Genomic DNA, 26474 nt, shown 5'->3' with positions numbered 1-26474 from the left:
TATCCGAATTAGCGGGGATGAACACGCATTTATCCACGCTCGATAACGAGGCCGCACGCGCTCATGAGTACGTCTCTATCGAGCACGGTTCAGCGGACGTTCCTCCAGTATCAGCATCTGCTCGTGTTCCTCGCTCCCGTGGCGTTCGTCGTCGGTGTGTACGCCTTCGCGCCGATCCCGGCGGACGCGGGCGTCGGCTACTGGACCGAGTACTGGTGGCTGTTCGTCGCGTTCGTCACCGGTGCAACGATCGTGAACACGGTCGGGATCAGCGGGTCCGCGCTGTTCGTCCCGTTTCTCATCTTCGTCTTCCCGCTCGTCGCGTACCCGCTTGAGCCGGAGACGCTGGTGAAGATCGGGCTCATCAGCGAGTCGTTCGGCCTGTCGAGTTCCGCGCTCGCGTTCATCCAGTACGGCCTCGTCGACCGGCGGCTCTCGCTGTCGCTCGTGCTCGGCGGGGTCCCCTTTGTCATCGGAGGTGCGCTGCTCTCCTTCGTCGTTCCCGAGGCGGTCTTCCACGCGCTGCTGGCGGTCGCGCTGCTCGCGGCCTCGTACCTGCTGTTCAAGATCGACCTCGCCCACGGCGAACCGGGCGGCGGTGGGGGCGGGAGCGGCGCTGCGGACGCGACCGCCACCGACGGCGGCACGCCCCGCGATCTTCCCGATGACGCGAACAAGCTCGGCCCCGCGGGCGTCGACACCGACGACACCGGAACAGTCACGCGGGTCGACCGCGACGGCGACGACTACGTCTACTCGCGCGGCGGCTACCTCGAACGGTTCGCCAACTACAGCATCGGCGGCGTGTTCCAGGGACTCGCCGGCTTCGGGATCGGCGAACTCGGGATCATCTCGATGCTCCGCACGAAGGTCCCCGTCCGCGTGGCGATCGGGACGAACCACATCGTCGTCGCGACGACGGCCGTGCTCGCGTCCCTCGTGCACGTGTTCGGCGGCGGACTGGTCGGCGGCCACACGATGAATCTGGCGTCGACGCCGTGGAACATGGTCGTCTGGACCGTCCCGGCGACCACGCTCGGCGGGCAGATCGCGCCGTACGTCTCGACGGCGCTCGACACCTCCACTATCAAGACCGGCGTGGGCGGTCTGTTCGCGGTCATCGCCGCCGCGCTGTTCGTCATGGCCGTCGGCGGGTTCTGAGTATCCGAAAGCGTCCCCTCAGCGACTGTGTCCCTGGTGTCCCAGCGCGGCACGGAGACAGTGCGTTTCGTCTGTCTGTTCACGGACGCGTCGAGCGGGACCGGCGGGACCAGCCGCGTCCATCACTGGCACACACCGAGACGGAGACAGTACGTTTCGTCTGTCTTTCGTCTACGAGTAGTCGGTGACTGCAGTCGGTCGCCCCTCGGTTGCCGCGTTCGGTTGACGCCCACGGAAGGACGCCCGTATCGTCTGGAAACCACGTAGTGTGAGAGTACGTTTCGTCTGTCTCTCTGCCGCTGGTCGGTTTGAAATGGCCTCTGAAAGGCGAGATCGTCAAGAGAATTGAAAAATGACTAGCCCGGCGGCACGTCGGATACTGTAAGTCAGACGAGACAGACAAAAGCAGGTTTTATAAATTAGTGTAGTAACCTCGAACGTACGCATGGCCGGGCCATTCAGCGACGTCGAGCGATCGATCTTCGTCTCGAAGGGGGTGCTCTCGGAGGACCACCAGCCGGATCAGATCCTCGAACGCGACGAGGAGATCGATCAGTACCGACACGCGCTCCAAGACGTCCTCTTCGGCCGCACTCCGCAGAACGTCATGCTGTACGGGAAAGCCGGGCTCGGCAAGACGGCCGTCACGACGTACATGATGGAGGCGCTTCAAGAGGAAGTCACGAAGCGGTCTGACGCCGACGACCTCCACGTTCACGAGCTGAACTGCAACGGGAAGTCGCTCTACACGGTCGTCCGGACGCTCGTCAACGAACTCCTCCCCGATCACGCGAGTGACTTCCCGAAACGGGGACTCGGAACGGCCGACGCGTTCGAAGAACTCTACGCGCAACTCGACCGAATCGGCGGCACGCACCTCGTCGTCTTCGACGAGATCGATCATCTGGACGATGTCGACACGCTCCTGTACGAGCTTCCTCGGGCGCGGTCGATCGGCCACATCACCGAGTCGAAGGTCGGAGTCATCGGGATCAGCAACAACTACACCTTCAGGCAGTCGCTGTCGCCGAAGGTGAAGGACACGCTCATGGAGACGGAGATCTCCTTCAGCCCGTACGACGCGAGCGAGCTTCGGACCATCCTCGCCGACCGCGCCGATCGGGCGTTCGTCGAGGACGCGTGTGACGACTCGGCCATCGCGAGAGCGGCGGCGATCGCGGCCAAAGACCGCGGCAACGCCCGGCAGGCGATCGACCTCCTCCGCGTCGGCGGCGAGGTCGCCACCCGGTGTGACGACGACAGGGTCGACGACTCGCACATCGTCAAAGCGCAGGAACTCGTCCAGCGAGGTCGGCTGCGGAACCGCATTCGCGACCAGACGCAGCACGCACAGCTCCTGCTCGAAACCGTGGCGTACATCGAACAACAGGACGACTCGCCCGCCCGGTCGCGAACGATCAAAGACCGGTACGAGTCGGTCGCCGACTCGCACGCCGTGGACCCCCTCACGACGCTCAAGAGCATTCAGAACCACCTCTCCGATCTGCACATGCTCGGATTCCTGCAACGCCGGGACCGAAACCACGGCGAGGGCGGCGGGAGGTACTACGAGTACGAACTCGACCTCGACCCGCAGATCGTCCTCAACATTCGACGAGAGGCCGAATCAGACCCCACGTCCTGATATCCCCTCCGAGACGCCACACCACGGCTATCGACCTCCGAGACAGACGAAACGTACTCTCTCACTCCACGAAGATAGCGCGATCCAGACAGTGCGTTTCGTCTGTCTCTCTGCAGGCACTCCCTTCGCGCGTCACCCTGCGTGGATACGGAGAACGGGGGTGAGTACGTTTCGTCTGTCTCGGTGGCCACGCGTCGCGCCGCCGTTCCACCGTCGCGCCGTTCCGCCGTCGCGACCCTGTCCACTGTCGCGCTGTCACGTTCCGAGGCCCGGGTCCGTCTCGACGACGGCTACACCGACCACGCGTCCACGGTCGCGGCGGCCTCGACGTAGTCGCGGACATACTCGTGACACGGCTCCGGCGGCGACCGGAACACGCGGAACGCGTCGTGTTGGTCGTCCGCCGTCAGTTGCTCATCGGCGTCGACGCCGTCGGTTCCAACTCCCCCTGCGATGTCGACGACGTACCCGTTCGCGAGGTAGTGTTTCGAGTCCACGCCGTCGACGTCCGCGGTCTCGTACTGATGTTCGAACGCCCCGAGCGACTCGACGATCTCGACGTCGATCCCGAGTTCCTCGCTCGCGACGCGGTGAACCGCCTCGCGGCGCGTCTCGCCCTTCCGCACGCGGCCGCCCGGCACGAACCAGTGGCCCTTCGCGGGGTCGTTCGTCCGCCGACCGAGCAGTACGCCCCCGTCGCGCCGAATGACGAGGTCGACCGAGACGATCGGGACGGTCGCGACGATCGTCCGCCAGTCTTCGTCGGGAATCCAGCCGTCGTCCATGCACGGTCGGGAGGCTACAGAGAGATAATACTGGTCACATCGGACACGCTGGACCGCGGCTCGGCTGGTCGTCGGGCGTCGACGGAAGGCCGGCGGTCACAGCCGCTTCGAGACGTACGGGCCGTCCTGGTGGTAGCCGAGCTTGTTCCGGTAGTACTTGCGCGCGCCGATCCCGGAGATGATCGCGAGCTTCCGGTACCCCGCGTCGCGCGCGAGTTCCTCGGCGCGCTCCAGGAGGCGCTTGCCGTACCCCTTGTGCTGCCAGTCCCCGTCGCCGCCGATGGCGACCTCGCTCCCGTACACGTGCAACTCGCGGATCAGCGCGGCGTCCTCCAGTTCGGGCCGGATCGCGTCGCTCTCCGTGCCGGGCGCGCCGGGCTGATCGGGCGCGAAGGAGGGGAACCGCAGCCGACAGAAGCCGACGAGCAGGTCGCGGACGGGGTCCTCGAAGGAGATGAAGTGCTCCGTGCCGCCGCCGGCCTCGTAGGTCATCACGTCGAGTTCGACGGCGTCGGGGTCGGGGTCGGCGTCGTTGTGGCCGACCTCGCGGGCGCGGATGTCCCGCTGGACGATCCCCTTCTCTTCTGCGCGCTGGCTCGCGAGCTGCCGGAGGTTCGACTTCCAGACGCCGCCCTCGATGAAGTCGGCGGGGATGTCGCGCTGGACGCGCTGGAGCCGGGTGTACTTGGGTATGAGGTCCATGACCTCGGCGACGACGTCCGCGGCCTCCTCGTTCGAGAGCGGCTCGAAGTCGTCGCGCCGCCAGCGGTCGTACACGCGGGTCCCCTCGACGACGAGCGTGGGATATATCTTCAGGTAGTCGGGCCGCCACGCCGGGTTCTCGAACAGCTGCCGGAAGTCCTCGACGCACATCTCTCTCGTCATCCCCGGCTGGCCCGGCATCATGTGGAAGCCGACCTTGAACGCGGCGTCGCGCAGCCGCCGGTTCGCGTTGCGGGAGGCCTCGTTGCCGTGGCCGCGGTGCATCTCGCGGTTGATCCGCTCGTAGGTCGTCTGGACGCCCACCTCCACCTTCGTGCCGCCCAGATCGAGCATGCGGTCGATCTGTTCCGGATCACACCAGTCGGGCTTCGTCTCGAACGTGGTGCCGATGTTGCGGATCGCGTTCGTCTCGTTCTCCGCGATCACGTCCTCCAGATATTCGAACTCCGTCTCCTCGGGGTCGGGCGCGAACGACTCGCCCTCCGCGGGCTCCGGCTCCTTCTCCAGGTCGTAGTCGTTCATCGCCTGCAGGGCGCGCTTCACGAACCACTCCTGGTAGTCGTGTGAGCGCGCGGTCATCGTCCCGCCCATCAGGATGAGTTCGACCTTGTCGACGGGATGGCCGATCTTCCGGAGCTGTTCGAGCCGGAGCGTGACCTGCCCGTACGGGTCGTAGTCGTTCTGCTCGCCGCGGGCCGCGGCGGGCTCGTGACCGGTGTACGACTGCGCCGAGGAGAACTCCGAGGCCGGCCCGCCGGGACAGTAGAGGCACTTCCCGTGGGGACACAGCTTCGGCGAGGTCATGATCGCCACGGGCGAGACGCCGGAGGCGGTCCGCACCGGCTTGCGCTGGACGACCTCGATCACATCGTCGCGGGCCTCGGGGGGCGCGTGGTCGAGGATCTCGGTGTTCTTCGGCACCTTCGGCGAGGAGAACTCAGAGCAGGCGTCGAGCTTGGCAGACTCGAGATCGTCGCGGTCGATCTCGCCGGCGAGGATGCGGTCGACGAGGTGCTCGCAGGCGCGGACGAACGCCTCGGGCTCGGCGTCCTCTCCCGTCTCGGCCTCGCCGGGTTCGCCCGACTCGGGACCTCCGGCTTCGCCCGCGTCCTCGTCTCTCTCACTCGCCGCGTCGGTACTCATTACGCCCGATCGACGGGTTTCGGAGTTAAGCGTGTCGCACCCGTGTGCTCCGCGAGAAACGCTCGCAGGAAATGACGCGTCGATCTCACAGTGCGTCGTCGTGTCATATATCGGGGTGGTGAGATAGTGTCAAATACTTCGGTGGCGTAGTTACCACGTGTCTGCTCTATCCGTTTCTTCGGCTTCGATTGTGGCGTCGGTCTTACTGTCGCTCGGACCCGTCGTCCCGGTGGCGTTTGCCGTCTTCGTCTTCACGCAGGTGCTGTACCTCGTCGTCAATCTCGCAGTGACGGGACTGCTCTACGTGCGTCCGGTCAACGCCGTCCCGGACGAACCGCCGTCCGAGCTGCGGCCGATTAACGTCCTTATGGCTGTCCGTGGCGAGCGGCGAGAGATACTCGAAGAGACGATCGAGGAGATATTCGAACAGGAGTATCCCGACGAGCTGATCCACGTTCACGTCGTCTACGAGGAAGATGACCCGATCGTGACCGACTACGTTCGCGATCTGGAAGCTTGGGCAGACGGTCAGGGGTGGGACGTCGCCGCGTGGGGCGTCGACCGCGAGGGGCTCCGCTATTACCTGCAGGCCGACGGCCGGCTGTTAGACGGCGGACAGAGTCCGAAGACCAAGGCCGCGGCGCTCACGTACGCGTTCTCGACGCTGTCGCTATCGGCCGACGAAGTCGTCACCGTCTACGACTCCGACACCCTGTTACCCCCGGACACGTTCTCGCTCGCGGTTCGCGGGCTGGAGGAGTACGACGTGGTCCAGGCCAAACAGACCGTCAGAAACCACGCCGACGGCTGGCTCCCGACGCTGGAGGCGATGGGAATCGCGGCGTGGTCACACGTGATATACGCGAGCACGAGCGAGGGGCCCTACCAGCTGCTCGGGAAGGGGTACTTTTTCGAAGTCGGGAAGCTGTACGCGATCGGCGGCTGGGACGCAGACGAGATCACGGAGGACATGACGCTCGGCGTCGAGTCGTATCTGAACGGCTACGAACTCGGCGTCGTCGACCGCTACGTGCAGGACCTGTGTCCGACGAACTTCGCCGACTGGCGTCGACAGAAGCGTCGCTGGGTGATGGGGCCGTACAAGCACCTCCTCAACGAGCGGCTTTCCGGCCGCGACCGAGTGCGATTCTGGGCGTTCACCGTCGCCAACCAGATGCTGTCGCTCACGAACCTGATCGGCGTTCCGGCCGGGATCTACGTCCTCTGGCGAACGTTGGGCGGGCGGCCGTTCGCCTTCTCGACCGCCCTCACGGTCGTCGTCGCGCTCAACTTCGTGAGCTGGCTCTACTACTCGCTCCGGACGTACGCGGCGACCCGGGACGCCGTCTCCTTCGAGTCGCGCCGGGACGCGGTCCGGTTTTACGTCCTCGCGAACCCCTTCACGCAGGTCCTGTACGCGACCATCTGGGTGGTCCCGATCCTCGGTGCGATGTGGCGGTTCGCGCGCGGCGAAGACGTCGAGTTCGAGATCACGCCGAAGTGATCGACCCGCACCACGTGAGAAGGCGATCCGCTCGTTTTAGGCCGCCCGCCGCATATCATCCGGCGTGCTCCGGAAGGACCTCCTGCGCGTCTCGCGGGCCGGCGGCGGGTACCGCCCGCAGTTCACGACCCGCGAGCACCGCCCGCTCGCCGCGCGGGTGCTCGGGACGTTCGAGGCGCACGTCGGCGAGCGCCGCGGAGACCTCGACGACGCGCTCGCGGACCTCGAAGCGGAGGCCGCGGAGGCGGGCGGCGACTTCAAGCTCGTCCGCGGGCTCGCGGCGCTCGTCGAGCGCGCCTGCGCCTTCGAGACGCGCGCGCCGGTCCCGCCGCGCCGCGTCCGGCGGGCGACGTTCGAGGCCGCCGAGGCGGTCGGCGTCGCGAGCGAGGCGGAACGCGAGACGGCGATCGACCGCGCCGCCGACGCGCTCGGGATCGATCCCGCCGACGTGGAGGCGTCGCTGTACGCCGACCGCGACGTCAACGAGGTGCTCGTCGACGCCGACGTGCGCTGGGACCCCGATTCGCTCTTGGAGCAGTACGACCTCTCGCTCGCACAGACCGCGCTCTTCGACGCCACCGAGGTCCGCGTGCGGTCGAACGACCCGAAGCGGCTCGTCTCGGCGGTCAAGCGGCTCCGGCTGATGTACGAACTGGAGACCACGCCAGAGGGCCGCGAACTGGTCGTCACCGGCCCGGACGCGCTGTTCTCGCGCACGCGGCGGTACGGCACCGCGTTCGCGCGGCTGCTCCGGACCGTCGCCGAGTCCGCGGAGTGGTCGCTTTCGGCGACGATCGACGACCGCGGGCGCGAGCGCACGCTGCGGCTCGGCGCGGGCGACGTGACCGTGCCCGGCGTCGAGCCGGTCGCGGAGCCCGACTTCGACAGCGGTGTCGAGGCCGACTTCGCCGGCCGGTTCCGCGCGCTCGACCTCGACTGGACGCTCGTGCGCGAGCCGGAGCCGTTAGAAACCGGCGCGAGCGTCATGATCCCCGACTTCGCGTTCGACTACGACCACGCCGACTTCCGACTGTTCTTCGAGGTGATGGGCTTTTGGACGCCCGAATACGTCGAGAAGAAGCTCGGCCAGCTCGCGGACGTCGAGGACGTGGACCTGCTCGTCGCCGTCGACGAGAGCCTCGGCGTGGGCGAGGCGATCGCCGCGAGCGACCACCGCGTCGTCAGCTACTCCGGGACCGTCCGCGTGAAAGACGTGGTCGACGTGCTCCGCGAGTACGAGGCCGAGTTCGTCGCCGCCGCCGCCGCCGACCTCCCAGACGCGCTCTCGCCCGACGCCGACGCGATCCGACTGGCCGATCTGGCTGCCGACCGGGGCGTCGGCGTCGAGGCCATCGCCGAGAAGTCCTTTCCCGACCACGAACTCGTCGGGCGGACGCTGGTTCGCCCCGCGGTACTCGAAGAGTTGGCAGACGAGATCGACGCGGGAATGTCGCTGTCGGCCGCGGAGGCGGTCCTCGACGACCGCGACATCGACGACGCGAGCGCCGCGCTCTCGCGACTCGGCTACCGCGTCGCGTGGGAGGGGCTGGGCGGCGGGACGCTCCGCGAAAAGGGAGCGTAGGAGGGGCTCGGCGGCCTGCGACGCGTAGGCGGTCTGCGAACGAAAACGCTCACGCGACGGCAGCGCTCACGCGACAGCAGAACTCACCGCGGCGGAAGCGCTCACCGCGACGGCGACGCCCGTCCGCTCTCAGACCGGGAGTTCGGCGTCCGGTTCGACCACGCGGTCGACCTCCTCCGGCGCGCGCCAGTCCGTGGTCCGCTCTAACAGCTGGACGACCATCCGACCGGTCGCGCCCCAGACCGTGTAGCCGTCGACGTGGAAGAAGTGGATGCGGTGGCGGCCGTACGTGGGGTGGTCGCGCCGCTCCGACTCGTAGTTCGCGGGGTCCGTCAGTCCGCTCACGGGGAGGACGACCACCTCCGCGACCTCCGACTCGTCGGGGACGTACTCGCGGTCGGGCGCGACGCCGACGAACGGCCGGATCCGGTACTCGCTCGACGTGCGCGTGTCGTCGATCCGTCCCAGCACGTCGACCTCCTCCGGGCGCATCCCGACCTCCTCGTTCGCCTCGCGCAGCGCGGTGTCGGTCAGGGTGCGGTCGAACGGCTCGCGACCGCCCCCCGGGAAGCTCATCTGCCCGGGGTGCTCGCCGAGGTGGTCGGCGCGCTTGGTGAAAAGCAGGTGGGGCTCGTCGCGCGCGATCACCGGGGCTAGCACGGCCGCCTCGCGGCGCGCTCCGGTGATCGTCCCCGGCGTGTACCCACGCAGCGCCGACAGGTCCATGCCGGGAGGTAGGTCGCCGAGCGGGGTTAACGTTTCTCCGTTTCCGGCGGTCTGGAAGGAGGCCGCCGCAGTCTCGTCCCTGGCGAGTCTGCCGCATCTCGCTGCGGTCGCGTCGACGGGTCGGCTTCGGACGTTTTAAGCCCGCGACCGACCCCTCTGTGCGTAATGAGCGACGACGACCAGGAACTCGGAATCACCGAGTCCAAGTCACACAACACCGGCGAGTGGTACGCCGAGGTCGTACAGAAGGCGGGGCTCGCCGACTACGGCCCCGAGGGGATGAGCGGGTTCATCGTCACTCGCCCGCGCGCGTACGCCCTCTGGGAGCGACTGCAGGGCTTCCTCGACGCGAAGTTCAAGGACACGGGCGTCCGGAACGCCTACTTCCCGATGTTCATCCCCGAGTCCTACCTCGAACGCGAGAAGGACATCGTCGAGGGGTTCGACCCCGAGGTCGCGTGGGTGACCGAGGCGGGAACGAACGAACTCGAAGAGCGGCTCGCCGTCCGTCCCACCTCCGAGTCGATCATCACGCCGTACATCTCCCAGTGGGTTCGGAGCCACCGCGACCTCCCGCTGCGCGTGAACCAGTGGTGCTCGGTCGTGCGCTGGGAGGCGACGGAGACGAAGCCGTTCTTCCGCACGAAGGAGTTCCTCTGGCAGGAGGGCCACACCGCCCACGCCACGCGCGAGGACGCGTGGGCGGAGACGATGACCCGGCTCGACCAGTACGAGTCCGTCTACGAGGACCTGCTCGCGATCCCGGTCCTGAAGGGCCAGAAACCGGATCACGACAAGTTCCCCGGCGCGGACACGACCACGACCGTCGAGGCGCTGATGCCCGACGGGAAGTCGGTGCAGGGCGCGACCTCCCACCACCTCGGACAGTCGTTCGCGGAGGCGTTCGACATCACGTACTCGGACGAGACCGAAGAGAAGCGAACCGCCCACACCACCTCGTGGGGGCTCTCGTGGCGAGCGCTCGGCGCGCTGATCATGACCCACTCCGACGAGCAGGGGCTCGTCGTCCCGCCGACGGTCGCGCCCGAACAGGTCGTCGTCGTCCCGATCTGGCAGGAGGACACCAAAGACGACGTGTTGGAGTACGCCGAGGGCGTGGCTGAAGACCTCGACGACGCCGGCGTCCGCGTCGAACTCGACGACCGTGACGAGCGCAATCCCGGATTCAAGTTCAACGAACACGAGCTGAACGGCGTTCCGCTCCGGATCGAGATCGGCCCCCACGAGGTCGACGACGACGAGCTCACGCTCGTCCACCGACCCGACGGCGAGAGCGTGGTCGAGGACCGGACCGACATCGTCGAGACCGTCCGCGACCACTTCGAGACGATCTACGCGAAGCTGTACGCGGCCGCCGAGGAGACGCTCGACGGCGCGGTGCGCGAGGCGGACGACCGCGCGGAGATCCTGGGTACGCTCGGCCAGCACGGCGGGTACGTGAAGACCCCGTGGTGCGGCGACGAGGAGTGCGAGGAGCCGATCAAAGAGCCGATGGCCGCCGAGATCGTGATGGTCCCCTTCGAGGACGAGGACCCGCTCGTCGACGGCGACGGCGACGAGACCTGCGCGATCTGCGGCGACGACGCCGAGCGGACGGCGTACTTCGCGAAGTCGTACTGAGGAGACCGCAGACGGCGTCGCATCTCACGCCGATCTCCGTCGCTGCGCGGCCGATGTCGAAGAATCACCCATCGCCGCGCAGTCGGCGGGTTAATCGGGGTTAATCCGGCTTAACGGAGTCGCATTTATATACGGATACGTCACGTATCATCGTCGTGATGAACCGAGGGATCGCACTCGTCGTCGTTGCCGTCGCGGTCGTCGGACTGGTCGGCGTGGCCGCGGCCGGCCCGGTCGGCACGGCCGTCGCCCAGGACGATCCGGCGACGAACGGGACGGACGCGAACGGAACGAGCGAGACCGACGCGAACGGAACGAGCGAAACCGGCGTGAACGACGGGGACGAGACCGACACGAGCGCCGAGGGCGGGGGAACAGACATCGCTCCCGGTGAGCGCTTCTCCGGCGTGGTCGGCGTCCAGCAGGCCGAGATCGCGGGAGAGGTGTCGTCTCGGTCGTTCGAGATCGCGCTCGATCGCGCCGACACCGACGCGGAGCGGGCCGCGGTCGTCGCCGAGCGACTGAACCGGACCGAAGACCAACTCGGTTCGATCGAGCGCCGTCAGCGCGAACTCCGCGAGCGCCGTGACGCCGGCGAGTTGAGCCAGGGGGCGTTCGCCGCGCGGATGGCCGAGATCGGCGCGAGAGCCGAGAGCGCGCGGCGAGAGGTCAACCGGAGCGCGGACGTCGCCGAGCGCCTTCCGGAACCGGCCAGAGCGCAGCGCGGACTCGACGAGAAGCGGTTGAACGCGGTTCGCCGGCAGGCGAGCGACCTGAGCGGTCCGGAGGTCGCCGCGATGGCCCGCGGCATCGCCGGCAACGAGACGGGCCGCCCGCTCGCCGCGGATCGTCGCGGGCCGCCCGCTCGCCGCGGCCCCCCGGACGACGCCGCGAACGGAACCGATTCCGATCAGGGTCCGCCCGGAGCGACAGACCGGCCCGGGGCCGGCCGACCGACCGACGCGGGCAACGGCACCGACGCCGCGCCCGGTCGCGGTAACGACACCGGCGTGCAGGGTCTCGGTCCGGAGAACGCGTCGCAGCCGGACCGCACGGCGGGCGCACGCGGCGCGGACGGTCCACCCGGGAACGGATCCGCACGAGACGGTGGCTCAGCGAGCGACGACACACCGGGAAACGGAGCGTCCGGAGGCGCGAACCCGGGAAACGGCGGATCGGAGGCCGGTCCGCCGGACCGGGGCGGCTCGGACGGTGATGGTTCGGCTAGCGACGGCTCGGCTAGCGGCGGCTCGGCTGACGGAGAGTCAGGCGGTGACGGTTCGGCTAGCGACGACTCGGCTGACGGAGGGTCAGGCGGAGACGGCTCGGCCGGTCGCGGTTCGGGCGCTGAGAGCAACCCGGGACGTGACAGACCGTTGCTCGACTCCCTCGACGCGGCCGGAGCGTTCCTCCGGAGTGCGTGGAGCGGCGTCGCTGCGATCTGACCGTCGTAGTCACGCTACCGTCCCGTTTCGTTCCGTTCGTCCGGTGATCCGACCCGCTCACGACCGACGGTCCGAGCCACCCAGATGAGAAACGATTTATCCGCCCCGCGTGACCTCGACTCTGTGCAGCGAACGGCCCTGCTTCTCGTCGTCGCCGCGGTGTTCGTCGCCCTCGGCGTCGCGGCGACCGGGGGTACCGCGGGAGCGCCCGGCGACGCCACCGGCGGGTCCGGCGTCTCTCCCGTCGGATTCGAGCAGACGGAGATCGATCCGGACGACGTCCTTATCGAGACCGCAGTCGACGCTGACGGCAACGCGACGTGGGAGATCCAGTACCGCGTGCGACTGTCCTCCGAGGAGGAAGAGCAGGCGTTCGCGGACCTCCGAACCGACGTCGAATCGAACACGACGACGTACACCGGCCGGTTCCGCGAGCGGATGACCGCGACCGCCGCCGCCGCCGAGAACACGACAGGCCGCGACATGGCGGTGACGAACGTCACCGTGAGCGCCGACCGGCGCGAACTCCCGCAGTCGTACGGCGTTCTCACCTACCGCTTCGAGTGGCGGAACTTCGCCGCGGTCGACGGCGACCGCATCGTCGTCGGCGACGCCGTCGACGAGCTGTTCCTCGACGACGACACCTCGCTCATCGTCTCGTGGCCGGAGGGATACCGAGTCGCCGAGACGACGCCCGCGCCGACCGAGACCCGCGACGACTCCGTCGTCTGGCGGGGGCCGACGGACTTCACCGAGGGCGAACCGCGCGTCTCGCTCCAACCGGCCGGAGTCGCGGGCGGCGTGAGTCTCCCCTTGCTCGGGGGCGTCCTCCTCGCCGTCCTCGGCGCGGCGGCGGTCGTAGCCCACCGCAGCGGGTACGTCGCCTTCGGACGCGGCGGCTCCCCGGACGCGGACACCGGGGACTCGGCGGTCACGGCTCCCGAGTCGGACGATACGTCCGGGTCACAGTCGACAGCCCAGACCGCCGAGCCGGCCGACTCGGGCGGTTCGGCTGACGTCGACGACGCGGCAGACGCCGACGCGTCGCCCGTCGACGAGGAGCTGCTGAGCAACGAAGAACAGGTGCTCCGCCTCATCGAGTCGAACGGCGGTCGAATGAAACAGAAGCTGGTCGCCGAGGAGCTCGACTGGACGGCGGCCAAGACCAGCCAAGTCGTGACCGGCCTCCGCGACGACGACGAGCTCGACGGCTTCCGACTCGGCCGCGAGAACGTCCTGTCGCTACCCGACTACGAGGCGACCGACGACGGCGAGGCCGCCGACGGCGAGGAGGCGGCAGGCGATGACGGGGCAGACCCCGACGGCGAGGCCGCCGGCGACGGTGACTGACCCCGAAGCGGTTCACCCGGGCTACTGCTTCTCGCGGGTCACAGGTCCCGTGACCGACCCAAGTGACACAGTTCGCCACCACAGGCCGGACAGGCTCCGCCGGTCTCGCACCGCGACCCGCATTCGAAACACTCGTACAACTTTTCACCGCCAGTGTCACACTCTGGTCGCATATCTATGTCTATGCTACCGAGACACATGACTTGGTGCCTATTATTCTTTAGAACATATAATGATCTCTCCGACAGATACCGGACGAATGATCGATCCAAGCGCTCCGCACAGGTCGAAGCGAGCAGTGAGGCGGGCGGTGCTCACGTGTTCGTTTCATCTACTCGGCTACCGTCGGGGCGTTTCTGCCCCTCCGAATCATGGACCACGACCCCGTCGACGTCGGTGGGCTCGTAGCCGTCGCGGACGCCGATCGCTTCCTCGAGTTCCCGAACGGCCCGCTCTTTGAGCGCCGCCGCCAGTTCCTCCGCGTCCTCTCGCGAGATATCGCGCCCCAGACCCTCGCACTCGTGTGCTCGCACCAGCCCCTCCCGCTCGACGACGCCGCCCATCGGTTCGGTGGCTCCGAGGCCGCCGCCGTCGTCGCGTCGTGACTCCCCTTCGCTTCCGACGCTGAACGGGTAGGTCTGACATATCAGCGGGCGCGCGTCGTGAACGGCACACGCGCCCCGTCCGTCGACCTCCTCGTAGAAGGTGCAGTCGCCGCAGTCGTCCGTCGCGAGCGCCCACTCGAACGTCTCGCCGCTCGGTTCGCCGTCGCCGTCCTCGGAGAGCCCGAACGGCATCGGCCGCGCGACGTCGCGCCAGTCGTACGCCTCGCCGAACTCCGCCTCGGCGGCGTCCGCGACCCTGCGAACCTCGTCCGGGAAGACGGTCGCCGTGTGGGGTTCGCGGGTCGCTTCGCCGGTCGGTCCGGCGTCCGCGTCGTCGGTCGCGCTCGCATCGCTCTCCGCGTCGGCCGCGCGCTCGCCGACCCCTTCGCCCGCCGGTGCGCCGCCCGGTTCGTCGGGAGCGTATCCCGTACAGCAGCCGCCACAGCGCGTGCACTCGAAGCCGATCGCCTCGATCGAATCGGCGAGCTCGGCGGGGTCGAGGTCGCGCGCCCTCGCGAGTTCGGCTTCGAGCGACTCCATGCCTCTCGGTTGTGCCGCGGGCGGGTTAACGTCGACGCTCTGTGGCCTCGCCGCTGTGAGGCCTCGACGCGGTGGAGTCTCGACGCTGTGTTCTCTCCGCGCTCTGTGTTTCCGCCGTCGCGCTCGCGAGGCTTGCGATCCGTCTTTTCTCGAATGGAGCTGTCCGGAGTGATATATATCGCTCTTAGCAAGAGCCATATCTCGTTCCGTCGCGACATCCGATAGCCGCATGGTTTCACAAACGGCAGCCACGTTGCCCGCGGCGTTCGATCGGCTCCGCGTTGGAATCGCGCTGTACAATGTCGACGACGCGACCATCCGAGACGCGAACGACCGGCTGGAGGCGCTTCTCGGCTACACGGTCTGCGACCTGCGCGGCATGCCAGTCGAGCGATACACCGCTAACACGTACGGCTTTTCGGCGGAGGATTTCGCCGAACGGCTCCGCACCGCCGTCGAAGGCGAACCGCAGCGGTTCACGTGGCGGGTCAAACGGGCAGACGGCGAACTGGTCTGGACCAGCGTGTCGCTCACGCAGCGAGGCTCCGACGGCGACGCGCGCGCACTCGCCGAGATCCGAGACATCACCGACTACTACACCGCGAGCCGTCGGGAGACGCTGTTCTGGCGCGTCCTCCGTCACAACCTCCGAAACGAGACGAACAAGATCGTCGGCTACGCAGAGCAGATACGTCTGGCGGCTGCGACCGACGGCTGTCGAATCGCGGACGAAGACCGCCGGATCGCAGACGAGGAGACGCGTAGGCACGTTCGCGACGCCGCTGCGTCCGTTCGCTCGACCGCGATGGACCTCGGCACGGTCGCGACGTCGGTCAAGGAGATCCAGCAGGCCGCGGTGCAGTCGAAGACGGACCGGTCACACCGGGCGGCGACCGAGGCCGTCAGGGACGTCGTCGCCGCACTCGACTCGACGTATCCGAACGCGACCGTCCGGGTGGAAGAGCGCCGGTCGATGTGGGTGCACGTGGACGCCGCCTTCGATCACGCGCTCCGCCACGCGATCGAGAACGCCATCCGACACGGTGACGGCTCCGACCCGGTCGTCGAGGTGACCGTGGGCCCCTCGCCCAACACCGGGCGGGTGGAGATACGCGTCGCCGACCGGAATCCGCCCATTCCGCAGACGGAAATCGACGCACTCGACGAGTTCGCCGACCTGACGAGCACGCGCCACGGAACCGGCGTCAGTCTGTTCGTGATGAAGTGGTGCATCGAGTCGATCGGCGGCGAGCTGGCATTCGAGCGCCGAGAACCGCGGGGAAACCTCGTTCGGCTGTACCTCCCCGCTAGAGACAGCCCGCACGGGGTGACGGGCGATGAGACGAGATGACGGACGACGGGCGAGGTGACGGGCGATGAGACGAGATGACGGACGACGGGCGAGGTGACGGGCGATGAGACGATCCGAACGACGGTGCCAGCAGGCGGGTCGATTCGAGCGGGTGAGACGAAGGACGAAAGTACCCGCCACCCCTACGCGTCTGGCGTGAAGGAGTACGAGCGAAAGGGGCTCCTCGAACGCGTCAACCGCGAGGCCGCGACGGTGGGCGCGGACATCCCCGAGGAGATCGAGGTCCAGGGCGAGCCGATCGACCTCCGATCGTTCGTCTTCGAGATCAAGCGCCGCGACTCGGTCCCTCCGGGAGAGCGCGAGCGAGTCGAGCAGGCGAAGCGGAATCTCCGGCGCGAGCGGCTCGAACGGCTGGAGCCGATCGAAGACAACGAGGTGAGCTACGCGGAGGGCGAGGCGCTCGCGGCCTCGATAATCGGGATCGACCGCGCGCTCGAGGCGCTCGAGGGGCTCGACGCGGCCGACCCGGAGACGGAGGCGAGGCGGCAGGAGACGGCCGACCGCAAGCGGTGGATGAACTTCTTAAAGAAGGCGCTGGGCCGCGAGGACGCCGGCGGCGGTCGAACTCGATTTTAACTCGGATCGGTCGCCCGACCGAACCTGAGTCGGTAGTCGTAGTACCGCCCCGCGTACCGGAGCATCCCCGATCCTGCCTCGGTGCCCATCGCGTCCGACTCGATGTCCCCGTCGAGGTACGGCCGCTCGTGGAGCGCGCGCAACACGGCCCGGTACGCCGCCGAGTACGGGTGTGACTCCTCGTATCCGCCGTGGCTCGCCGTCTCGATCACCCGTCGCGCGTCGGCGGAGAGGTCGCCCTCGGCGATCCGCGCACCGACCTCGCGCGCCCTGAGGATCGCCTCCATCCGCTCGGGCGACTCCGCGACCACCGTCCCCGTGGCGCGGTACACCGGTTCGTGGAACCGCTCGCGAGAGACTTCGACCCGGTAGACCGTGTCTCGGAACCGGACCCGGTCCGGCCCGTCGTCGGGCAGGAGCGCGCTCGCGTCGACCGCGTCCGCGCGGCGGTAGACGTAGCCGCCGCGCTCGACCAGTCCGATCGGGACGCCGCCCTCGGTGCCGCGGGCCCGCGCGGCGAAGTGCGCGATCTCGACGGCGCGACGGTCGCCCGACGGGAGCGACGCCGCCTCGACCGCGGCGTCGGAGCCGGTCGTCGAACCGCTCTCCGCTCCCGGTGTGGAACCCTCGGCGGCTCCCGACTCGGCCGTGTTGCCGTCGGCGTCGGTGTCGAACAGCCGGAGGATCGGCCGAACCGTCTCCGCCTCGTCGACGACGACGGAGCCCAGTCGGTAGTACGTCCCCGCGTGGACCGCGAACCGCGGGTCGTCGGTCGTCGAGAAGAACGGCCGCCGGTACTGGGTTGTGTAGGTCTCTCCGGCTCGCACGGCCGCGAACGCCGAGGTGTCCCACGTCGGGTCGGCCTCGCTCGGATCGTCGACGAAGCGGTCGCGAAGGCGCTCTCCCACCGAATCGAGCGTCAGTCGGAGGACGCGGTCGTCGCCGCCGTCGTCCGCGCCGTCACCGCGCAGCGATCCGCCGAGACAGCCCGCGACCCCGCCGATCGCCGCCGCGACGCCGCCGGCGAGCACGCGTCGTCTGGAGGGTGTTCGTTCGTGCACACACGTCGTTCACCGGCCTCACATAAATGTGTCAGCGAGACGCAAACGATCGCTTTCGTCTCCGAGGCGACGATGGTGTCGGACCGCTCACGCGCCTCCGGCGCGCGACTCCACGAACGCGACCACGTCGGACAGCTCCTGCTGGCCGATTCCGTGGCCGCCGGGGTAGCTGCCGCGGGTCACGTCCGCACCGAGCGCTTCGAACCGGTCGGCCGCGGCCGCCGAGCGCGACTCGGGGATGACGCGGTCGCCGGCTCCCGCACCGACGAACACCGGTTTGCCCTCGATCCCGGCCGGGTCGAGGTCGGCGTGCGAGTCGGCGAGGTAGCCGTGGAGCGCGACGGCCCACGCGTACCGGTCGGGCTCTTCGAGGAGGAGCGAGAGGCTCGTGATCGCGCCCTGACTGAACCCGAGCAGCCCGACCCGGTCGGCGTCGACGTCGTAGGCGTCGACCGCGGCCTCGATCGTCTCGACGACGAGGTCGAGGCTGCGCCGGAAGTCCTCTGCGTCCGGCTGGCTCGATTCGAGGCCGCCAGCGGACAGGTCGAGTTCGTACCACGTGTACCCCCCCTGAAGCGGGTCCGGTGCCCGCAGGCTCACGACGTGAAGCTCGTCGGGGAGGTGTCGTGCCACCGGTAGCAGGTCCTCCTCGTCGGCCCCGCGGCCGTGCAGGACGAAGACGGCCGGGGCGTTCGCGGGGTCTGCGTCGGGCGCGACGTGGACGTGTTCGAGCGGGAGATCGGTCTCCGAGGTGTCGGACATACGCTCCCATTCGCGGCCTCGGGGTTTCGGTCTGTCGCCCCCGGCAGCGGCTCTCCTCTCCCGGCGGCTCGTCGTCAGTCGCGGAACCGGCGCGGATCGGCTCGTCGTCGGTCGCGGAGTCGCCGATCCCGTTCTGTCATCATCGACCGCCGCCGACGGCGTCGAACGGGCGGTTTAACCGTCCTGCCGCACAATCCGCTCGACATGAGCGGCTCCACGGAGGGCGACCTCACGAAGACGGGGATGGCCCTGAAACACGACCGCGAGTGGGACTACGAACTCGACCGGATCTTGGAGGCGATAGAGGAGCGAGACGCCTCGAAGGTCGGCCTCCAGTTCCCCGAGGGACTCAAGCGCCGCGGCCCGAAGGTGGCAGACGACCTCCGCGAGGTCGCGCCAGACGACGTGACGTTCATGCTGTCGGGCCAGCCCTGTTACGGTGCCTGTGACCTCGACACGTACCTGATGCGTCGGACCGACGTGTTCGTCCACTTCGGACACACGCCGATGAAGGAGTCCGACAGCATCGTTTACGTCCCCCTCTTCTCGAACGTCGACCCGTTCCCGATCATGGAGGACGCCCTCGACGAGGAGCTGTCGCCGCCGGAGGAGGACGCCGACGTGGGGCTCGTCACGACGGCCCAGCACATGAACCGCTTCGAGGAGATGACGGACTGGCTCGAAGAGCGCGGCTACGAGGTCCACACCCGCCGCGGCGACGACCGGCTCACGAAGGAGGGGCAGGTCTTGGGGTGTAACTACGCTTCCGCCGACATCGACGCGGAACAGGTGTTGTACGTCGGCGGCGGGAAGTTCCACCCGGTCGGGCTCGCGATGGAGCACCCCGACAAACGCGTGATCATCGCCGACCCGGTCAACAACGTCGTGAAGGTCGCCGAACACGACCAGTTCCTCAAGCAGCGCTACGCCTCGGTCCACAAGGCGATGGACGCGGAGAAGTGGGGCGTCATCTTCTGTACGAAGATCGGACAGGGCCGGTGGGAGACCGCCCAGGAGATCGTCGAGAACAACGACAACGCCTACCTGATCACCATGGACGAGGTGACGCCGGACCGCCTGCGCAACTTCGACATGGACGCGTTCGTCAACACCGGCTGCCCGCGGATCACGACCGACGACGGTCCGCGCTTCCACAAGCCCATGTTGACGCCCGGCGAGTACGAGGCCGCGATCGGCGAGAAGCCGCTCGACTCGATCGAGTTCGACACGTTCCACGACACCTGGTAGTCGCTGTCGCCGTCAGCGACGCCGGTCGTCGCCCTCGACGCCGACGCCTGCGCCGGTGGTCGTCCCCTCCGACGCCTGCGACGCCTTCGACGCCTTCGACGCGTGGTGGCCGTCGCCCCCCCGAAACGACCGCGTTCGTCCGTCCGCTGTGACAAGACTCTTGAGTTACCTCTGTCACACTGTGGACGATGCCCTCCACACTGCTTTCGACCGCAATAGACGGGATCGGTCCGGGGCCGACGAACCCGACCGAGCCGCTCGGATTCGCCATCAGTACCGGGCTCTCCTTCGTGATCGAACTCGCCGTCGTCGGTATCCTCGGCGCGATCGTGATCGCCGTCGCTCCCGACTTCACCGACGAGGGAGCCGGGTACGTGCGCGGCGAGCCGGTCATGGCGTTCGTCTACGGGTTCGGCGCGTACATCGCTGTCGCAGTCACGGCGCTCCTTCTCGCCATCACGATCGTCGGGCTCCTCGTCGTCATCCCCGGACTGCTCGCGCTCGCGGTCGTCGGCGTCGCGACCACTACCGTCGGCGTCGTCGCGCTCGGGCGGTGGATCGGCGACGTGGCCGACGTCAGCGACGGATTGGGCACGGCGCTCGTCGTCGGCGCGCTCGCGTGGGCCCTCCTGGGGGTCGTCCCGGTCCTCGGCGGGCTCGCCACCGGCGCGCTCAACGCGATGGGGTTCGGCTACCTCGTCGCTCGCGTCCTCGACGGGCGCGACGACGGCGACCGGGTCGCCTCCGGCGTCGGCGGATCGCCGGGAGCCGGCGGCGAGAGCCGTCCCCGCGCCGCCGAACCCTACGGACGGAACGAGCCCGACGGTCGAGACGAGTCTGACGACCGGTTCCAGAACATCGCCGCCGCCGAGCGAGACGCCGAGGACGCGAACGCCGACGTGACCGAAAGCGACGACGCGGACGCCGGACCGACCGGCGGCGACGCGAACGACGATTCCGGGTGGCGCTGACGAGCGGTCTCCGGTCGGTTCTCGACGTTCGGCGTGGCCCGAGCGGTGTGGCACGCCAATACCGGTGTGGCACGCCAATACTTATCAGATCGGGCCGAGCGATCGCTACACGAGCGCCTCGATGTCACCGTCCAGCACGTCGATCGCCATCGCCCTCGTCGGGGGACCGCCGGCCCGCACGTCGGAGATCGCGGTCTCACTGGAGCGCGCAGACGACAGTTTCGTCGTCGAACCGATCGCGTCGGTCGACGCGGCCGTGGACCTACCCCGGGACTCGGCGATCGACTGCCTGCTCGTGGTCGGGACGCCCGTCGACGCGACCGGAACGCCGGTGGTCGAGACGGTTCGAGACCGACGCCCGGACCTCCCGATCGTGTGCTGTCTCGACGAGTCGCCCGACGCGGACGCCGCCGCCGAGTCGCTCGACGCGGGAGCCACCGATGTCGTGCGAGCGTGCGGCGACTCGGACGCGATCGCCGTCCTCGCTCACCGGATATCGAACGTCGTCGCGGCCGCTCGCGCCGCCGCCGACGCCGAGCGGCAGCGACAGCGGCTCGACGAGTTCGTCCGCGGCGTCTCCCACGACCTGCGAAATCCCCTCACCGTCGCACAGGGCCGCCTCGACCTGGCGGAACGCGACTGCGACTGCGACTCCGACCACCTCGCCGACGCGTCGACCGCGGTCGACCGCACGCTCGAACTGATAGCCGACCTGCTGACGCTCGCGAAACAGGGCGAGACGCCGCGGGAACGCGAACCGGTCGCGCTGTCGGATCTCGCCGACGAGTGCTGGGCGAACGTCGAGACCGGCGGCGCGACGCTCACCGTCGCGGGCGACCGGACGGTGCTGGCGGACCCGAGTCGACTGAAACGGCTCTTCGAGAACCTGTTCCGCAACGCGGTCGAGCACGGCGGCGACGACGTGACCGTCACCGTCGGCGAGATCGCGCCGATGTACACGACGACGCGGGCCGAGGCGGTCCTGCCGTCGGGCTTTTTCGTCGAGGACGACGGCTCGGGGATCCCCCGCGAGGACCGAGAGCGCGTGTTCGAGGTCGGGTACACGACCGACGACGACGGCACGGGATTCGGTCTCAACATCGTTCGCGACATCGCCGCCGCCCACGGGTGGCAGGTCGCCGTGAGCGAGGGAACGCGGGGCGGTGCCAGATTCGAGATAACGGGCGTCGACGACGCGTGACAGCCGAGAGCAGCGTCGACGGTGCGTGACTGCTGAGAGCAGCGTCGATGACGGGGAGAGCCGACACCGAGCGTAGCGACGGCGCTCGGCGGCGGGTCAGGACCGCTTCGATTCCTCCACGTACTCGACCGCCGCCCCCGGCGACTCGACCGCCGCCACCCCCGCGACGTCGTGCGTGTCGAGCCCCGCGACCGGCCGTCCGTGCGCGAGCGCGAGTCCGATCTCCGAGAGGGTCCCCGGACCCCCGTCGATCGCGATCGCCGCGTCGCCGTTCAGGACGACAAGCGCGTTGCGCGCGTGACCCATCCCAGTCGCGATCGGCGTGGTGACGTGGTCGTTCGCGTCCGCGCGTCGGTCGGTCGGGAGGATTCCGATTGTCTCGCCGCCGGCCCCGCGAGCGCCGCGACAGACGGCCTCCATGACGCCGCCGAGCCCGCCGCAGACGACGACGTGGCCGCGCTCGGCCAGCCGCTCGCCGAGCTCCTCGGCGACCGCCGCGGTCTCCGCCCCGATCGAGCTCCCGCCGATGACGCTCACGCGCATGCCTCGTCTCACGTCGGGACGCGGTGTAAACCCGGCCGGTCTCGCGTCTCGTCGCCGATAATCCGACTGAAACGCTTATCCCTCTCGGCCGTCGACGTGGGGTATGACGTACGATACCGTCGTGTTCGACAACGACGGTGTCCTCGTGGGCCGCACGCGATTCGACGTGCTCCGGGATGCGACCCGGGACGCGTTCGTCGAGTGCGGCGTCGAGGAGCCCGATTCGGACGATGTAGAGCAGATGACGATCGGCGCGACCCCCGGCAGCGTGGGGACCGTCTGTCAGACGTACGACCTCGATCCGGGGTCGTTCTGGCGGACTCGCGACGACGTGGTCTCGAAAGCCCAACAGCACGAGGCGCGCGCGGGGCGAAAGACCCCGTACGACGACCTCGACGAACTGGAGGACCTCGACGTGGAGATGGGGATCGTCTCCTCGAACCAGCAGGCGACCGTCGACTTCCTCGTCGACCACTTCGAGGGGTTCGACCGGTTCGGTGCCGCCTACGGCCGCGAGCCGACGATCCACTCGCTCCAGCTCCGGAAGCCGAACCCTCACTACATCGAGCAGGCGCTCGGCGACCTCGACGCCGACAACGCGCTGTTCGTCGGCGACAACGAGTCCGACGTGCGGGCCGCCGAGAACGCCGGGATCGACTCGGCGTTCATCCGTCGCCCGCACCGCCGAAACTGGGACCTGAACGTCTGGCCGACCTGGGAGATCGAGGAGCTCTCCGACCTTCACGACATCGTCGGGTGAGGCCGTCTCGGCGGGTGACCGGCGGGTCGGACGCGTCCGTGAGCGACATCCGGACCGCCACTGCCCGCACCCGCGACGCCCGGACCGCCACCGCCGATGAAGCGTTTAAATCCGATGGCGCGTAACCCGTCTCCGTGACCGACTCGCCGCCGTGGGCCGACCTCTTCGGCCACCCCGAGCCCTACCCAGAGCAGGCCGACGGCATCGACGCCGCCATCGACGCCGCCGCGGAGGGCGGGTTCCTCGCCCTGGAGGGCGCGTGCGGGACCGGCAAGACGATGCTCGCGCTCACGGCCGGCCTCGACCGCGTGCGCGACCCCGACTCCGAGTTCGAGCGCGTGTTCGTACTCACGAGCGTCAAACAGCAGCTCCGGCAGTTCGAGACCGACCTCGAGGCGGTGAACGAGAACCTCCCGGAGGGGTACGACCCCGTCTCGGGGCTCACGCTCGTCGGGAAGGCGGACGTCTGCCCGTACGCCCGGCAGAACCGCGCCGGCATCGACCGCGAGACCGTCTACGAGCGCTGCGAGGGGCTCCGGGAACGCACCCGCAACCTCGTCGGCGACGGCGGCGCGACGACGACCTCGAACCTCGTCAGCGAGGCGCGGAGCCAGCAGGTCGGACTGCTGGACTCGGGGTCGTCCGGCACCGCCGCCGGCCCCGCGACCGGCGACGCTCCCGGTTCCGCCGCCCCCGACGCCGACTATCTCAGCGTCGACGGCGAGCCGACTCCGTACCGTCCCGACACGGAGGAGTTCGAAGGGACCGAGTTCTGCCCCTTCTACGCCGGATTCCTCGACGACCTCCCCGAGGACGGCGACCCCGCCGAGGCGGTGCCGTTCGACGTGACCGATCTCGGTCACGTCGACGCCGACGAACTCGTTCGGCTCGCCGCGAGCCACGGCTCGTGTCCCCACTCGGTCATGGGCGCGCTCGTCCCGGAGGTCGAGGTCGTCATCGGCAACTACTACCACGCGTTCGATCCCGTGACGACCGGGACGTTCACCGGTGCGCTGCTCGACGACGCGACGTTCGTCGTCTGCGACGAGGCGCACATGCTCGAACCGCGCGTGCGCGACCTCGTGAGCGACGCGGTCGCGGACGCGAGCCTGCGCGACGCCGAGAACGAACTCACGCGCGTCGTCCAGCCGCTGTCGTTCGAGACCGCGGGTGCGGAGTCCGAGGACGCCGCCTTGGTCCGCGGCGAGATCGAGGACGCGGACGTGACGGTCGAGGAGATCGAGGCCGTCCGGGAGTTCTACGCCGACCTCCGCGGCGAACTCGACCGACGAGTGACCGAGCGGCTCGACGCCGAGCACCCGGACTGGCGCGCGTCGATGCGCGAGCTCGACGACGACGAGATCCCGCTTCGCGACCCGGAAGAGCCGGGCGAAGACGCGATCACGGCGTGGGCGAAACGAGAGGGGTACGGCGACCGCGTCTGGGCGCGCGCGAAGCAGGTTGGCGCGGTCGTCAAGCGCGTCCTCGACTCGCTCGAAGACGAGGACAAACAGCGCGCCGCGCCGGGCGTCGGCCGCACGCTCAACGCGTGGTACCGCGAGGGCCACGAGGACTTCTTCCGCGCCGTCGACTTGGAGCGGACGTGGGACGAGACCGCGCCGCCCGACTCGTGGCGGCGCGCGTACAACGCGAGCCTCGCGCTGTACAACTGCCTGCCGAGCGAGCCGATCGGCGACCGGCTCGCCGAGTTCGGCGGCGGCGTCCTGATGAGCGCGACGTTGGAGCCGATGGACGTGTTCCGCGAGGTGACCGGACTCGACCACCTCGAAGCGCGGGGCAGACCGGTCGTCGAGCGGACGTACGGGCTCTCCTTTCCCCCGGAGAACCGCGCGAGCTTCGCGGTCGACGCGCCGAAGTTCACCCACGAGAACCGCGGCCCGCCGGGCGAGGCGAACGACACGCGGCTCGCGCACCTCGACGCGACGGCTGCGGTCGCGCGCCGCGACGGGAACGTGCTGGTCGGGACCCCGAGCTACGCGGAGGCGACGTGGATGGCCGACGCGCTCGACGACCGACTCGACAAGCCGGTCCTCCTCGACGAGTCGTCCGGCGACCGGGCGACGGAGTCGCTGAAGGACGATTTCTTCGCGGGCGACGGCAAGGTGCTCGTGACGAGCCTTCGGGGAACGCTCACCGAGGGCGTCGACTACCGCGGTGACCGGCTCTCCGCGGCCGTCGTCTGCGGCGTCCCGATCATCAACACGGCGCGGCCGCGGACGCGGGCGGTGATCACCGCCTACGACCGCCGGTTCGAATCGGGGTTCGAGACCGCGCTCACCGTCCCGGCGGTCCGCAAGGCGCGGCAGGCCGTGGGGCGGGTGATACGCGGCCCGGACGAGCGCGGCGTCCGCGTCCTCCTCGACGCGCGGTACGCCCGCGAGTCGTGGAACAGCGTCCGATCGTACCTCCCCGAACACGAGCGCGAGGAGTACCGCCCCGTGAGTCCGGACATGCTCGAGTTCGCGCTCGACCGGTTCGCGCGCGAGACGGCCGACGACTGACCGGAACGCGGTGAGCGATCCCGGCGGGGGGTGGCTTGGGAAGGTATATATTCGACGAGGGTGTGCCTCGAAGTGTCATGTGTCGGGAGATGCGACGAGAGCCCGCGTGGGTGTCGGCGATCCGCTTGGCGATGCTCGAAGGGCGCGTGACGGTCGCGGGCGTCATCGAGGAGGCGAACCTGATCGAGGGGCGCGAGCGCACCGTCGAGGACGTACTGGAGACGATGTGCGAGCGCGACCTGCTCACCGCGGTCGACGACGGCGCGTACGTCCCGGGGCGGGTGTTGCTCGAATCGGACCGGTTCGATCTGGACTTCGGAAACGCCTCCGACGGCGGCGCTCATCGCTGGAATTCAGCCGTCTGAGCGGGGAGGAGTCGCTCCGCGGCCGTCTCGCCGCTACGCGTGTCCGTAGCGAAAACTATGTCCCTACTACGTGCGAACCGCGAGTCGATGGGTAACCTAACGGATACCAAGGTCTCCGAAAAGAACCTGACGACGGTCCCGAAGCCGGTGCGGAACTTCCTCGACGTCGGTGCCGGCGACCGCGTCGAGTGGCACGTCGAAGACGGGAACATCGTGGTGCGAAAGGCTTCGGACGAGTGAGTG

The 26474-nt window shown here is 68.8% G+C and carries 23 protein-coding genes; 16 read left to right on the top strand and 7 right to left on the bottom strand.

Annotated elements, in window-relative coordinates; all coding sequences use genetic code 11:
* Positions 1-63 precede the first annotated feature (63 nt).
* Complete coding sequence (locus NO930_RS11640) at positions 64-1161, top strand: sulfite exporter TauE/SafE family protein (protein WP_256403591.1); 1098 nt, start codon at positions 64-66, stop codon at positions 1159-1161.
* A gap of 445 nt (positions 1162-1606) precedes the next feature.
* Entirely contained in the window at positions 1607-2806 is a 1200-nt protein-coding gene (locus NO930_RS11635; RefSeq protein ID WP_256403590.1) for an orc1/cdc6 family replication initiation protein, read from the top strand.
* A gap of 290 nt (positions 2807-3096) precedes the next feature.
* On the opposite strand, the gene NO930_RS11630 is transcribed toward NO930_RS11635, so the two are convergent.
* Positions 3097-3591, bottom strand: coding sequence for a GDP-mannose mannosyl hydrolase (locus NO930_RS11630; RefSeq protein WP_137783598.1), 495 nt, complete (start codon positions 3589-3591; stop codon positions 3097-3099).
* Between the two features lie 96 nt (positions 3592-3687).
* Positions 3688-5457: a tRNA uridine(34) 5-carboxymethylaminomethyl modification radical SAM/GNAT enzyme Elp3 gene (locus tag NO930_RS11625; RefSeq protein ID WP_256403589.1), complete on the bottom strand. Its 1770-nt coding sequence runs from the start codon at positions 5455-5457 to the stop codon at positions 3688-3690.
* A 229-nt stretch (positions 5458-5686) separates the two neighbouring features.
* Here NO930_RS11625 and NO930_RS11620 point away from each other — a divergent pair, with 229 nt between their 5' ends.
* Together NO930_RS11620 and NO930_RS11615 are read left to right on the top strand one after the other, a co-directional pair.
* Positions 5687-6961 carry a glycosyltransferase family 2 protein gene (locus NO930_RS11620; RefSeq protein WP_256403588.1) on the top strand — a complete coding sequence of 425 codons (1275 nt, stop codon included), beginning with the start codon at positions 5687-5689 and terminating at the stop codon, positions 6959-6961.
* 64 nt (positions 6962-7025) lie between these two features.
* The gene (locus NO930_RS11615) at positions 7026-8543 is read left to right on the top strand and encodes a DUF790 family protein (RefSeq protein WP_256403587.1); all 1518 of its coding nucleotides are present in this window, start codon (positions 7026-7028) and stop codon (positions 8541-8543) included.
* A gap of 129 nt (positions 8544-8672) precedes the next feature.
* Here NO930_RS11615 and NO930_RS11610 read toward each other — a convergent pair whose 3' ends face one another.
* The gene (locus tag NO930_RS11610) at positions 8673-9269 is read right to left on the bottom strand and encodes an NUDIX hydrolase (protein ID WP_256403586.1); all 597 of its coding nucleotides are present in this window, start codon (positions 9267-9269) and stop codon (positions 8673-8675) included.
* A 165-nt stretch (positions 9270-9434) separates the two neighbouring features.
* Here NO930_RS11610 and proS point away from each other — a divergent pair, with 165 nt between their 5' ends.
* The 3 genes from proS to NO930_RS11595 all read left to right on the top strand — a co-directional run bounded on the left by proS (position 9435) and on the right by NO930_RS11595 (position 13705).
* Complete coding sequence (gene proS / locus NO930_RS11605; protein ID WP_256403585.1) at positions 9435-10910, top strand: proline--tRNA ligase; 1476 nt, start codon at positions 9435-9437, stop codon at positions 10908-10910.
* 158 nt (positions 10911-11068) lie between these two features.
* On the top strand, positions 11069-12355 hold the full coding sequence (locus tag NO930_RS11600; protein WP_256403584.1) for a DUF7096 domain-containing protein: 1287 nt from the start codon (positions 11069-11071) through the stop codon (positions 12353-12355).
* Between the two features lie 123 nt (positions 12356-12478).
* On the top strand, positions 12479-13705 hold the full coding sequence (locus NO930_RS11595; RefSeq protein ID WP_256403583.1) for a DUF4897 domain-containing protein: 1227 nt from the start codon (positions 12479-12481) through the stop codon (positions 13703-13705).
* A 314-nt stretch (positions 13706-14019) separates the two neighbouring features.
* On the opposite strand, the gene NO930_RS11590 is transcribed toward NO930_RS11595, so the two are convergent.
* Positions 14020-14850, bottom strand: coding sequence for a YkgJ family cysteine cluster protein (locus NO930_RS11590; protein ID WP_256403582.1), 831 nt, complete (start codon positions 14848-14850; stop codon positions 14020-14022).
* A 229-nt stretch (positions 14851-15079) separates the two neighbouring features.
* On the opposite strand from NO930_RS11590, the gene NO930_RS11585 reads away from it, so the two are divergent.
* Positions 15080-16201 (top strand): PAS domain-containing sensor histidine kinase, encoded by a 1122-nt coding sequence (locus tag NO930_RS11585; protein ID WP_256403581.1) that lies wholly within the window; start codon positions 15080-15082, stop codon positions 16199-16201.
* A gap of 156 nt (positions 16202-16357) precedes the next feature.
* Complete coding sequence (locus tag NO930_RS11580; protein ID WP_092566740.1) at positions 16358-16798, top strand: DUF5788 family protein; 441 nt, start codon at positions 16358-16360, stop codon at positions 16796-16798.
* On the opposite strand, the gene NO930_RS11575 is transcribed toward NO930_RS11580, so the two are convergent.
* Positions 16795-17859, bottom strand: coding sequence for a hypothetical protein (locus NO930_RS11575; RefSeq protein WP_256403580.1), 1065 nt, complete (start codon positions 17857-17859; stop codon positions 16795-16797). The two genes, NO930_RS11580 and NO930_RS11575, sit on opposite strands and share 4 nt — an antisense overlap.
* Positions 17860-17946: 87 nt before the next feature.
* On the bottom strand, positions 17947-18621 hold the full coding sequence (locus tag NO930_RS11570) for an alpha/beta hydrolase (protein WP_256403579.1): 675 nt from the start codon (positions 18619-18621) through the stop codon (positions 17947-17949).
* Positions 18622-18825: 204 nt separating this feature from the next.
* Between NO930_RS11570 and dph2 the strand changes: the two genes are divergently transcribed.
* The 3 genes from dph2 to NO930_RS11555 all read left to right on the top strand — a co-directional run bounded on the left by dph2 (position 18826) and on the right by NO930_RS11555 (position 22041).
* On the top strand, positions 18826-19869 hold the full coding sequence (gene dph2 / locus NO930_RS11565) for a diphthamide biosynthesis enzyme Dph2 (RefSeq protein ID WP_256403578.1): 1044 nt from the start codon (positions 18826-18828) through the stop codon (positions 19867-19869).
* A gap of 188 nt (positions 19870-20057) precedes the next feature.
* Entirely contained in the window at positions 20058-20840 is a 783-nt protein-coding gene (locus tag NO930_RS11560) for a DUF8173 domain-containing protein (RefSeq protein WP_256403577.1), read from the top strand.
* A gap of 121 nt (positions 20841-20961) precedes the next feature.
* Positions 20962-22041, top strand: a complete 1080-nt coding sequence (locus tag NO930_RS11555; RefSeq protein WP_137783285.1) for a sensor histidine kinase — start codon at positions 20962-20964, stop codon at positions 22039-22041.
* Between the two features lie 96 nt (positions 22042-22137).
* Here the strand turns inward: NO930_RS11555 and NO930_RS11550 are convergent, their stop codons facing one another.
* Entirely contained in the window at positions 22138-22584 is a 447-nt protein-coding gene (locus NO930_RS11550; RefSeq protein ID WP_256403576.1) for a TIGR00725 family protein, read from the bottom strand.
* A gap of 103 nt (positions 22585-22687) precedes the next feature.
* On the opposite strand from NO930_RS11550, the gene NO930_RS11545 reads away from it, so the two are divergent.
* The 4 genes from NO930_RS11545 to NO930_RS11530 all read left to right on the top strand — a co-directional run bounded on the left by NO930_RS11545 (position 22688) and on the right by NO930_RS11530 (position 26471).
* Positions 22688-23344, top strand: a complete 657-nt coding sequence (locus NO930_RS11545; RefSeq protein WP_256403575.1) for an HAD family hydrolase — start codon at positions 22688-22690, stop codon at positions 23342-23344.
* Between the two features lie 134 nt (positions 23345-23478).
* The gene (locus NO930_RS11540) at positions 23479-25866 is read left to right on the top strand and encodes an ATP-dependent DNA helicase (RefSeq protein ID WP_256403574.1); all 2388 of its coding nucleotides are present in this window, start codon (positions 23479-23481) and stop codon (positions 25864-25866) included.
* A gap of 77 nt (positions 25867-25943) precedes the next feature.
* On the top strand, positions 25944-26231 hold the full coding sequence (locus NO930_RS11535; protein WP_137784293.1) for a hypothetical protein: 288 nt from the start codon (positions 25944-25946) through the stop codon (positions 26229-26231).
* 87 nt (positions 26232-26318) lie between these two features.
* Positions 26319-26471 (top strand): AbrB/MazE/SpoVT family DNA-binding domain-containing protein, encoded by a 153-nt coding sequence (locus NO930_RS11530; RefSeq protein ID WP_256403573.1) that lies wholly within the window; start codon positions 26319-26321, stop codon positions 26469-26471.
* The last annotated feature ends 3 nt before the right edge of the window (positions 26472-26474 follow it).

The organism is Halorubrum salinum, from assembly GCF_024494575.1.
Lineage (GTDB): Archaea > Halobacteriota > Halobacteria > Halobacteriales > Haloferacaceae > Halorubrum > Halorubrum salinum.
Note: the sequence above shows the minus strand (reverse complement) of the source record. Positions and strands in the feature narration are given on the sequence as shown.